The 11,770-nt window shown below is 42.0% G+C and carries 7 protein-coding genes and 1 pseudogene; all 8 read left to right on the top strand.

Annotated elements, in window-relative coordinates; translation table 11 throughout:
* The first annotated feature begins 73 nt into the window (after positions 1-73).
* Complete coding sequence (locus M23134_RS36615) at positions 74-520, top strand: T9SS type B sorting domain-containing protein (RefSeq protein ID WP_082226782.1); 447 nt, start codon at positions 74-76, stop codon at positions 518-520.
* A gap of 88 nt (positions 521-608) precedes the next feature.
* Positions 609-1,490 carry a PorP/SprF family type IX secretion system membrane protein gene (locus tag M23134_RS36610; RefSeq protein WP_002705955.1) on the top strand — a complete coding sequence of 294 codons (882 nt, stop codon included), beginning with the start codon at positions 609-611 and terminating at the stop codon, positions 1,488-1,490.
* A 375-nt stretch (positions 1,491-1,865) separates the two neighbouring features.
* Positions 1,866-3,845: an OmpA family protein gene (locus M23134_RS36605; protein WP_082226781.1), complete on the top strand. Its 1,980-nt coding sequence runs from the start codon at positions 1,866-1,868 to the stop codon at positions 3,843-3,845.
* Positions 3,846-4,405: 560 nt separating this feature from the next.
* Positions 4,406-5,020: a MarC family protein gene (locus M23134_RS36600; protein ID WP_002705952.1), complete on the top strand. Its 615-nt coding sequence runs from the start codon at positions 4,406-4,408 to the stop codon at positions 5,018-5,020.
* An 81-nt stretch (positions 5,021-5,101) separates the two neighbouring features.
* Positions 5,102-5,752, top strand: coding sequence for a potassium channel family protein (locus M23134_RS36595; RefSeq protein WP_157558831.1), 651 nt, complete (start codon positions 5,102-5,104; stop codon positions 5,750-5,752).
* Positions 5,753-5,941: 189 nt separating this feature from the next.
* On the top strand, positions 5,942-7,516 hold the full coding sequence (locus M23134_RS36590; RefSeq protein ID WP_002705948.1) for a helicase associated domain-containing protein: 1,575 nt from the start codon (positions 5,942-5,944) through the stop codon (positions 7,514-7,516).
* A 279-nt stretch (positions 7,517-7,795) separates the two neighbouring features.
* On the top strand, positions 7,796-10,162 hold the full coding sequence (locus tag M23134_RS36585) for a fibronectin type III domain-containing protein (RefSeq protein WP_002705946.1): 2,367 nt from the start codon (positions 7,796-7,798) through the stop codon (positions 10,160-10,162).
* Between the two features lie 31 nt (positions 10,163-10,193).
* Positions 10,194-11,770: pseudogene (locus M23134_RS36580) on the top strand (polymorphic toxin-type HINT domain-containing protein); the annotation flags it as partial.

Below are 11,770 nucleotides of genomic sequence, written 5' to 3'. Positions count from 1 at the left end.
GGTGCTCACGGGCAATGTATGCTAAATGATGTGGATGTCAACACCAATACCTTGAAAAAAGCATGGTAGGCTCATTATTAACCATCGTCGTGGAGTAGTTATACTTGAAGCAGACGGTGGGTTTACTTACACGCCTCGTGAGGATTTTGTGGGAATTGACACCCTGGCTTATCAGGTATGTGATGACGCTTCTATTAGTAAGTGTGACAGTGCCTTGCTCATCGTGAATGTGACTGAATGTGGACAAATATTTATTCCAAATGGCTTCTCGCCAAATGATGATGGTAAGAACGATACTTATGTGATTTTGGGAGTGGAAAAATACCAGGTAACATTTAGTGTGTACAACCGTTGGGGAAGTCGGGTATACTTTAATAAGGATTATAAAAATGACTGGAACGGATTTGCCAACCAGGGTAACCTAAGCGGGCAACGTTTGCCAGATGGAACTTACTATTATGTCATTGACTTGAACAATGGTCAAAAGCCATCGGCTGCTTATTTGATTTTACAACGATAGAATATACCAACCTCACCCCTTGCTTTGTGAGGGTTGAGGTTATCCAAACATAAAACTTAACAATACATTAAAAACGAACAGGCAAACTATGATGCACATTAAAAAATATGGTTTATTAAGCCTTTTGGTATTTTGGGGGCTTAGCCTGCTGTCGGTGCAGAAAGGACAGGCACAACAAGACGTACAATTTACCCAGTACATGTTTAATGGGTTGGCAATTAACCCGGCGTATGCAGGTAGTCGCGATGTATTCAGTGTTACGGGGTTGTTTCGTAAACAATGGACAGGTATTGAAGGAGCCCCGGTTACCCAAACGCTTTCTGGGCATTTGCCCCTTATCAAAGATCGCATTGGCTTGGGTTTGACCCTGGTCAATGACAAAATAGGCATTACCAATAATTTCTCAATGATTGGTTCTTATGCTTTCCGAATTAGGTTTAACACTGGAGTATTGGCCATGGGTATTCAGGCGGCCATTACCCAGTTCAGGGCTAATTTTACTGATGTACGCTTTTCGGTAGACCCTACGAGTACCGATCCGGCGTTTGACCAGAACATCAATAAGACCTTGCCCAATTTTGGTACTGGTTTGTATTATTATACAGACAGGTTTTATGCGGGATTGTCTGTTCCTCAATTGATCAATTGGGACCTGGCGGACGGCAATATTTCTAATGCCCGTCAATCGAGGCACGTGTTTATTACAGCAGGCTATGTGTTTGATGTATCGCCTACAGTGAAAATACGTCCTTCGCTGCTTGCCAAATATGTGTCGGGTGCCCCTTTTTCTATAGACATAAACGCCAATGTGTGGTTGTTTGACCGATTTGCGGTAGGAGGTTCTTATAGAATAGGAGACGCCGTAAACTTATTGGCTGAAGCCCGTATTTCAAATAATATCTCGGTAGGGTATGCGTATGATTTACCCTCACCCAGTTGGGGAGGTACAATTCAGGTAGTCATGAAATAATGCTACGCGTAGAGTTTGGGGCGGGTAAAGACAAAACTAAGATATTGACCCCTCGTTATTTTTAATAAGTGATCTTTCATAAATAATTTGAGCCATTAAAGTGTATCTATTGCCCTCATTCTTCTCAAAAAAAAAGCTTCATAGCTTTGGCTATGCACCGTTTTTTTTGAATCGTCTGAGAACAATATATTTTCTTGAATTGGCACATCTTATTTTTTCCAGATCACTAAAAGTCAATGATCAACTGCTAAGCGGTAGCAAGTCCTTGGGTGCAATTAGCTACAAGTGGACTCAAGCTACTCACAATAAATTAATCACATATAGTAACTAAATAAACTTAACCATTACCCAGTGCTATTGAAAACAACTACAGGAATGAAAAAAGGAGTCTTGCTTATTATTATTTTAATGTGCTCGATGTGGGTACAGGCACAACGTACCCGTTTGCGTAAAGCAAATGTCGAGTTTACAAAATTTAATTACAAAGAGGCCATTAAGTTATACGAAACCTACTTGGCAAAAAACTCTAGTAATAAAGAGGCACAAGAGAACCTGGCGCATTCTTATCGGAAGGTAAATGACAGTAAAAATGCTGAAAAATGGTATTCAGTGGTAGTAAACCACCCTAATACCAACCCTACCAACAAGTTGTATTATGCCCAGGCATTGGCCATGAATGGACGTTACAAAGAGTCGAGAAAGTGGTATAAAATATACGCCAAAGAAGTTGGGCATGACGAACGTGGGCATGTATTTGAACAAACCTATAAAAACCTGGCGCAGTTTTATGAAGATGCCAGTAAATATGAGGTAAGGCTGGCACCATTTAATTCAAAAAAGGCAGACTTTAGCCCTATGTTTTACCGTAATGGCATCGTATTTTGCTCTAGTAGAGAGCCTGATGAGGATAAAAGAAAAGATAAAAAAGAAAAACATGGGTGGAACGGTGATCGTTTCCTGGATTTGTACTATACCAGGGGAGGAGTGACTTCTCCCGAACCCTTTCACAAGGACCTTAATTCTCGTTACCATGAAGGACCTTTGAGTTTTTATAATGGAGAGAACTCGGTAGTATTTACCCGGAATAATTATTACAATGGCAAGTTTAAAAAGAGTAAAGAAGGGATAAATAAATTGAAGCTTTACCTTGCTACCATAGTGAGCGATAAGTTTGCTGAGATTACCGAGTTTCCTTACAACGATGACGAGTATTCGGTAGGACACCCCACCTTAAGCAGCGATGGCACTACGTTGTATTTTGTATCTGACATGCCTGGTTCGCTTGGAGGAACCGATATTTTTAAGAGTACGCTTCAGGCAGGACAATGGGGACCACCCCAAAACCTGGGCTCTAGCATTAACACCAAAGGAAATGAAATGTTTCCGTTTTTAGACGCCGATAATAACTTGTTTTTTGCGTCTAATGGGCATGCTGGACTGGGTGGACTGGACATATTTCTTGCACGTAATATCAATGGACATTTTGCCCCTCCTGAAAACCTGGGTGCTCCTGTGAATAGCAGCAAAGATGATTTTGGCTTTATCATGGACACTGATAAAAACGAAGGATACTTTAGCTCTAATCGTGACGGGGGAGTGGGAGACGATGATATTTATTACTTTAAGCTACATCCCTGTAAAATAGCTGCGGTAGTGGTAGACTCTGTGACAGGCAGAATGATTGATCGGGCTCACCTTGAAATCCACGAAGAAGATACCAAGAAACAGGTCATTCATGTAAACGCAAGCAAGTACTTGTTTACTCTACAAACTAAAATACGCACGAACTATTTGATTACTGCTTCGAAAGAGGGGTATGTGCCCAAAACCATAGAAATTACCCATCAACAATTGATTGATTGTAAAAACCAAGACCGTAAAATAGTAGATACTATTAAAATTGCCTTGGGTCCACCTATCATTGCACGCAAAACAGGCAAGCCAAGCAGGGGAGGCAATATATTGCGGACGCCACCAGGCAGAGGTTGGGACTCTACCAAGGTTATTCAGGTAAAAACAATCTATTATGACTTAGACAAATACTTTATCCGGCCAGACGCAGTAAAAACCCTGGATGAGCTCTTGGTTATTTTGTATCGAAACCCAAAAATGCGAATTGGGCTTTCGTCGCATACTGACTCGCGAAATACGTCTAAATACAATGTGCAATTGTCGCAAAGACGCTCGCAGTCAGCGCTGCAATATTTAGTGAGTCGTGGCATTAGCCCCCAACGCATTATCGTGGACTGGTTTGGTGAAACAAAATTAGTTACCCCTTGCCCAGACGGTGTACCTTGTAACGAAACTCAGCATCAGCTCAACCGACGCACCGAGGTGCTTGTGCTTGAAGAGTAGTTTATTATGAACTTAATGTATTGGATATACCCATTGATTTTTAAAAATCAATGGGTATATTTTTTGGAATACTATACTTAACATAATTAAAAATTATAAAACAACATAAACACTAAGACAGACAGAAATAGCTCAAAAGCAGGCATCAATTAGCTCTAATAAATTGTAGTACTGGTATATACTAAACCCACCCAATGTTCTAAAAAAATAGGGGAGAGGAGACAAAATAAAGTACCTTGTAATAAATTTAGGCTTTATTCAAAAACGCTTCAACTTCTGCAGTTATCGCAGAAGATATACAAATAGAAATTGGGTAAAACAGTCATAAATATTGCCTACTTGTGACTTGTCAAGTAATTATTCTAAGACGGTATTGTTCTTATTTTAGGGTGGGTATTGTATGATGTAGAATACGGACATAATAGTGCCTAAACAATAAAACACTCCATCCCCTTTTTTGTTTAACATAAAAAATGTCTTGTAAAGTAATTGCTAACAAAAATGAATAACTTTGCAAGACATTGTGATAAGGATAGTGTGGACCCATAAAGCAAATATAGATGAGCGAGTTAATTAATAGTTTTCTTTTTCTTGTAGCAGTACTCGACCCCATTGGTTCTGTGCCTGTTTATTTGGAAGCGACTAAAGATTTTGACAAGAAGCATAAAAAGAAAATAGCTGTGAGGGCTTCATTCATTGCTTTTATGATTCTATTGGCTTTTATTGTTATTGGGCAGTTTTTTTTAGAAGGCATGTCCATCACTCTTGATGCCTTTAGAATATCGGGCGGATTGATTTTATTTTTATTTTCGCTTACCATGATTTTTGGTGAAAGCAAGCCTGAGTCAGAAAAACAACTGATTACTGATTATAAACACGTGACGATATTTCCTATTGCTATTCCTTCTATAGCTTCTCCGGGGGCTATTATGTCGGTGGTAATATTGACCGATAACCACATCTATACTATAGAACAACAAATAGTTACCACCCTACTGGTGGCTTTGGTGGTTTTTCTTACTGCCCTTATATTGCTTGCCGCTGTGGCAGTACAAAAAAGAATTGGAGACTATGGTATCATTATCATTAGTAAGGTAATGGGGCTGATCCTGGCTTCTTATGCGGTGCAAAATATTTTGAGTGGCTTGAAAAACTTCTTTATGTCGGTAAAGTAGCCTTAGACAAACCATTGTGTTGTAAAATATAAGAGGTAACAACTTGTCTGGTTGGGGAGCATTTGTAAAGCCAAATTTAAAATGCCTTATTTGTTAGATAACCTGTACAATCGCCGTTTTTCGGTTTTTCTGTGTAGCTTTTTAGTACTTATATTCGGCGATTTATTCCTGCCTATGCAGGATAAAAACCTGGTACAAACCATTTTATTGGTACAAAATATTGCCTTTAGTTTCATTCTTTTTATCCGTGAGCCCATTAAAATAAAACGATTAGTGGGAGCGGTATTTTTGGTAACCATCATTATCCGATTGATTCCCCTCATTGGTTATGATGGGTCGCTTGGGTTTGCCCTGATTTATATCATTTACTTTACCCTAATCAGTTATGAAATACTCAAGGCTTTGCAAAAACAACAGGCGGTAGGATTGGAAATGATCAGTGCCGCCTTCTGTGGTTATATACTGCTGGGTGTTTTAGCCAGCATTGTGTTCTTTACTATGGATCGCTCGTCAGAAGCCTTTACCAGCACTGCAGTCAATAAAGAGTATGCAGATTACCTTTATTTTAGTTTTATCACACTTTTAACCATTGGCTATGGTGACATTATTCCCACCTCTGAACTGTCTCAAAAGCTAGTTATTATTGTAGCATTGATTGGTCATTTTTACACCGTATTTGTAATGGCAGTAGTCATTGGCAAATTTTTGAGCTCATCGGATAAGTCGTCTTAAAAACAACTGCGCTATTTCAAAAACGGCTGTTTCACCGTCAAAAGTCAGCGATAGTTTATACAAATCTACTAGATTTACCCTATACTTAATCACCGATGCCCAAGGCTGTAAGTAATGAATAGGTCACGCAACTGTCAATAGCTACGTGAATCAAGAAACATTTCCAAAATATTTCTTATTTTAGGTCTTATGAAAGACAAAGAATGGACTTACCCTTTTGGCAAACCCTATGGTTGGGACATAAGAGATGAACGTTGGTATGTACGTTATCTGGAACTCAAAGCATATAAAAAGACGCATGGAGATTGCAAAGTGCCTAAAGCCTGGGCACCTAATCCAGCTTTAGCGCGTTGGGTGAGCGGACAACGTCGTAAAAGGCAGCAGATGTCGGACTGGCGCAAAAACCTTCTGGACCAAATCAAGTTTACTTGGCGTATTAACCCTCCTTTAAAGATTCCTCCTAAATCTTGGGAGCAACATTACCAAGAGTTGGTAGCCTTCAAAAACGACCATGGCCACGCCAATGTTCCTCATAGTTGGCCAGCCAATCCACGCCTTGCCAAATGGGTAGGAGCGCAACGTGGGCACTATAAAAAAGGAGAACTTTCGGCGCATAAAGTGAAACAGTTAGAAGCCATTGGTTTCTCTTGGGTGTTGCAGGTACAAATTGTGCTTCCCTGGGAAGACTACTACCAGAAATTACAGTCGTTCAAACAAATCCATGGGCATTGCAATGTTCCAAGCACTTTTGAGGATCAGAAACTAGCCAAGTGGGTGGCAAGGCAGCGTAAGATAGTAGATACTATTTCAGGGGATCGTAAACAACTGCTTGATAACATAGGATTTACTTGGCGTTTGCGAAAGGGAAGGCTTTCCTGGGAGGCTCGTTATGAACAGTTGTTGAAGTTTAGAGCTAAATACGGTCATTGTAATGTAGTCACCAGTGATATAGAAGAATGGTCAGGTTTAATAAGTTGGGTGCAGGAACAGCGAAGAAAATACAAAGAAAATATTCTTTCACCAGATCAAATCACTCAGTTAGAGAAGGTAGGTTTTGTCTGGTCAGCTTTAGAAGACGTATGGATGAAATCTTATGAAGAGTTATGTTTATACAAAGAAAAACATGGACATTGTTTTCCAAGTCTAAAAGACCCAAGTACTAAATCCCTTGGCTTGTGGGTGCGTACCCAGCGTTTAATGAAGGCATCTTTGCTCCCTCATCGCCTCGAACTGTTAAACGAAATAGGTTTTGATTGGCAGCAAGAAGCAGGAAGGGCGAAGGAAAAATGGATGGTGAAATATAAGGAGTTAAAGGAGTATAAAAACAAGCATGGGCACTTTATTATCCCCCAAAGCGATCGGTCACTCAAGTCGTTAAGAATGTGGTTTTTTGGTCAACGTAGCAGGTTTAAGCAAGGAAAGCTGTCCTCTTCGCGGGTTGAATTGTTAGATAAACTTGGCGTGGAGTGGCGAGAGGAAAAGCACCCCCGTTTAGAAGAAGGACTAGACCTTGATTGGGGGGGCAAGAGCACATATATCAGGAGACAATGGATGGGTAAATACCGATTACTCAAAGATTTTAAAAATACCCATGGACATTTTGTAATACCTGGGGACAAAAATAAACCGTTGTGTGACTGGCTTTTTAGCCAACGGAAGAAGTTCAAAGAGGGCAAGCTTGCCCAACATTTTATTGACTTATTAGATGATTTAGGCCGCGAATGGAAAGTACCGCAACGACGCAACACCAAAAAAAAGAATTAAACCTTACCCCGACAGTTTCAAGAGCGAATTGTTGGGGTAAATTTGCTTGAAATGAGTACCTTTGAACAAATACTGCCTGCCTTTCCACATTTTCAAAATATTTTTTGTTAAAACTGTCCAAAACCACCACTGAGATGGGTATATCTAATCGATAGCCTTTCAGTCAATAGCCAAGATAAAGAAAAGGCTAACAGTTAAAGTTCGACAGAGCCTAAAAGCCAGGAACAAAAAAGCTAATGGCTAAAGCTCAAAACCAACTACTTAAACCAAACCAAGGTAATGCGCATCCATTTATTCAAGTGCCTCCTAATTGTGGGAGCTTTGCTTTTAGGAGCCAGTGATCACACCACTGCTCAACGAAACTATAGCGTCAAGTTAATCGCCACAGTCAGTCCTCCTCATAGCCCCTTTTTACACTCCTATAGCTATTCTAGCGCCCTTACTCTCCATCTTATATTAAATGGAGTGACCGCTTATGCGGGTTATTTACGTATCAAATTGGAAAGTATGGATGGGCGGGGAATTGTCATCCAAACCAGGGCTAACTATTTGCCCTTGCTCGATTTGGGACCTAGCCAAACAATGAATGGCTCCGATTTGTCGGATTACTTCGATGTAAGCAACTTAGATTTTCAGGGGTATTCTCGGCAGCAGTATTTAAAGACGAAAAGAATTCCTGATGGTATCTACAAGCTAACCTTCTCATTTGTAGATCGTTACCGCCCTAGCGTGTCGGTGTCCAATGTAGATATTTTATCAGAGAAAACACTGCGGGTATTTGCTTTGCAGCCACCCATTCTGAATTTTCCGTTAATGATGAGTCAGACCAATCGAAGCAATCAAAGCCTAAAACCCATTCCGATCAGTTGGACAAGACCAGCTAACACCCCATTTAATCCTGAGTATGAATTAGTATTGAACGAGCTACGCCCCGATTGTCAAAACCAATATGCGAATATAAACGCAAATAACCAAGCCGCCAGCCGAATATCTCAAGGCGAAATATTCAATTGCCTGGGTCCCGAAATATTTCGTACCAGCACAACTAGCCTGATTTACAACTATGGCATGCAAGCCGAACCTATGCTGGGCTTGGGTAAATGGTACGCCATCCGCATCCAGGCGCGCGACCCCCAGGGCAGAACTTTGTTTATCAACGACGGAGTGAGCCAGATTCGGGTGTTTCGTTATGGCAAACCCTGCCCCATCCCGATTCGCTTAAAGGCGACTGCCCTTAACCCCTACCAGGTACAGCTTGATTGGGATGCCTTGCCCGACCACACAGGTTATACCGTACACTTCAAACGCGAAGGCGATGCCTATAAATGGTACACCCAACGTGCCCTCTCCAATCGCACCCAAATCAATGATATGGAACCTGGAGTATCCTATTCGTTCAAACTTACCGCCAACTGCAACGCCTTTGGCAGCGAAGAAACCGCCACCGTAGATTTTAGAATGCCCACCCCCAAGCCCACCGGAGTACAATGCGGCAAACCCCTGGTGGTAGACCTGAGCAACCAGCGCCCGATCTCAAATTTGCGAGTAGGCGACAAGATCATGGCGGCTGACTTTGAGTTTACCTTGGTAGAAGTCAAACCCCTGGGGGGAGGTTGGTTTGCGGGCAGAGCCTACACCCACATCAATTATTTTCAGGGAGCCAGGGTGTTTGCCCGCTTCGACCGCATCAAGATCAACACCGACAAACGCCTCATCGATGGGGAATTGACCACCACTGGGGCGGGCACTCAAATCATACCCGACGAGTGGCGCGACCAGTACCTGAGCTTTACGGGCGAAATCAACAATTTATTTGACGAAATAGAACGAGGGCTGGATAAAATAGACCAGGTGGTAGGTAAAATAGACCAGGTACTGAAAAAGGTAGAACAGTGGGTAAAAAACTACAATGGTCCCGATAAAGCCGAGCTACTGGAAACTATCCAAATTGGCAAAAAGGCAATTGAGGAGGGGAAGAAAGACTGGAAGGATGGGAAGTTAACTGAAGCGGCAAAAAAACTCAAGGATGGCAGTGGGAAGGTGTTGGGCGCAGCGGCTAAAATGGTGAAAAATACGTTGGAGAAGTTATTGAGAGATTTGAAGGATTTGTTGAAGGAGGCACTCGATGCCTTGCGAGGGAGAAGCAAAGCAGAGAAGGAAAAACTAGCCGCCCAAAAGAAAAAAGACTGGCTGGCTTACCAAAAACTAAGGGCAGAAGTAGTCATAGAAGACCAAGGTTTTAGGATCAAGGTAAACGGCGCTGACAGCACTCTGGCACCCTCTGGACAAACTACTGGCACTGAGGTAAAAAATGACTTGTTTCCTGAAACCACCCACGTGGCAATAAGCCAAACCGAGAAGGCCAAAGCCTTTGACGAAAAAGTAAATACGCTACTGGAGGTGTACCAAAAGTTTGATTTTGAAAAGCTTCGATTCGATCAAATTCTGGTTTATATCAATGACCCTGGCAAATTTGGAACACTGTTGGAAAAAGTAAAGAAAAGTATGGAGAGCTTGGGCGAAGAACTGTTGGAAGACTTGTCACAAAACAAGCTAAAGTTGGTCAAAGCCAAGATAGAGACTGAAGTAAACAAGATCATTGATGATTTAGTAAAAGAGTTTTACGAGAAGGAATCAAAGAAATAAACCAACGATATTTTAAGCATATATACATACCATGCATTCATTCAAACAACAACTTCATCGGGTACTCCTCCTTTTTGTTTTATCAAGCATCTGGGCAAGCACTATAGCCTGGGCAAACGACCGCGATTCGTTGCAAAAAGCCCACATTGAAGCTTCGGTCAAACTAATTAATCGGGCAGTTACCCACAACACCCTCAAAGCACGCACTGTCGCTTCTAACTATTTGATTGACCGCTTAAACTATGTAAGTGCGGACACCAAAACCAAGATAGAGCAACTGCAAGACTTGCTGAAAAAGCAAACGGGCAAAGCGCTGTATGTGATCATTACCCGCAGCCCCGATATGGTAGAAGAGCCCAACGCCGCCACCCGGTTTAATCAGGAAACCAAAGACTTTACAGAAAAGGTGTACGCCCAATCGATGTTGGACGAAAACACGGTATTGCTCACGATCAATTTTGTGAAGTCGATCAAAGGCAAAAAGGTGGGCATCAAAACCAGTTATCTGCAAAGTACCGGGCTTGCCGTAGGGGGTAGTTTGGCGCAACACAAAATTACGGCGAATGATTTCAGGGCTGACTTGCAAAACAAGGCGACAAATGTCAACACCAAAGATGACTATGCGCGGGCACTGATATACCGGGTACTATCAGCTCGTTGGGCAATTTTGCCAAAGAGGTGCCTGGATAACCCCAGTTCTGAGCTGATAGCGAAGTATGAGGAGGTACTGGGGGTGGCGAGTCAAACTGGGGCTTGGGCGAGTGCCAGGGTCATTGAAGTATCTGATAATGAATTAGTGGCAAATCTTGCGCTTGCCCAAGAAACCTATGACGGGGTAATGACTCCCTCTGGCAAGGCCATTAGTGTAAGCAATATGCAAAAAAAATCTTTGCAGTTTTGGCTAAGCTGCAACGGTAGTCTCAAAGGGTTTATTGGCAAGAATGGCAAAAAGTATGTGGCACTTATCAGACCTGCCAATGGGACAAGCTGTGGTAGTGGTGCCGAGTTTTTAGGCTATTATCTGAAAGGGCTGGCAGCTCAGCACGTCAAGTTGTCGGAACAAAACCCAGCAAAGTACCCTGTCTGGGTAAAAACAGGAAGTAAAGTCAGACTCAATCCTGCATTATTTAAACCCGAAAACTGGTTTCCTACTCAAAACATTATCTTAGAGAAAAATAAGCGCCTGAGAGCCCGTAAATACAGAAAACCCTACTTGAACTCGGTCTACATCAACTCGGCTGATATGAGTGGCTTTTGGAGTTTGCTAAAAGACTTGCAGGTAGTAAAAACGGTTTGTTATGAAGACATTTACTGGAACAACGTGCTTGCCACCCCAAGTAATCGCAGCAATATCAAGGGAGCGATAAACCCCCATCACTTTGACGTACAGAACAGCCGAACCACTGTCAAGCAAACAGGTTGTGATTTTGATAAGCTGTTGGCAAGTGCCCAAAATACTCAGCCTCGCTTAGCGGCTGGCTGGGGCATGTTGCTCTACTTTAAATATGTCAAAACCGCTGGCATACACAAGGCAAAACTGATTAAGTTTGCTAACCTGCTTACTACCACCATTGGCAAGAATGAAAACCTCAACCTGGTAAACTTGAG

The organism is Microscilla marina ATCC 23134 (genome assembly GCF_000169175.1).
Lineage (GTDB): Bacteria > Bacteroidota > Bacteroidia > Cytophagales > Microscillaceae > Microscilla > Microscilla marina.
Note: the sequence above shows the minus strand (reverse complement) of the source record. Positions and strands in the feature narration are given on the sequence as shown.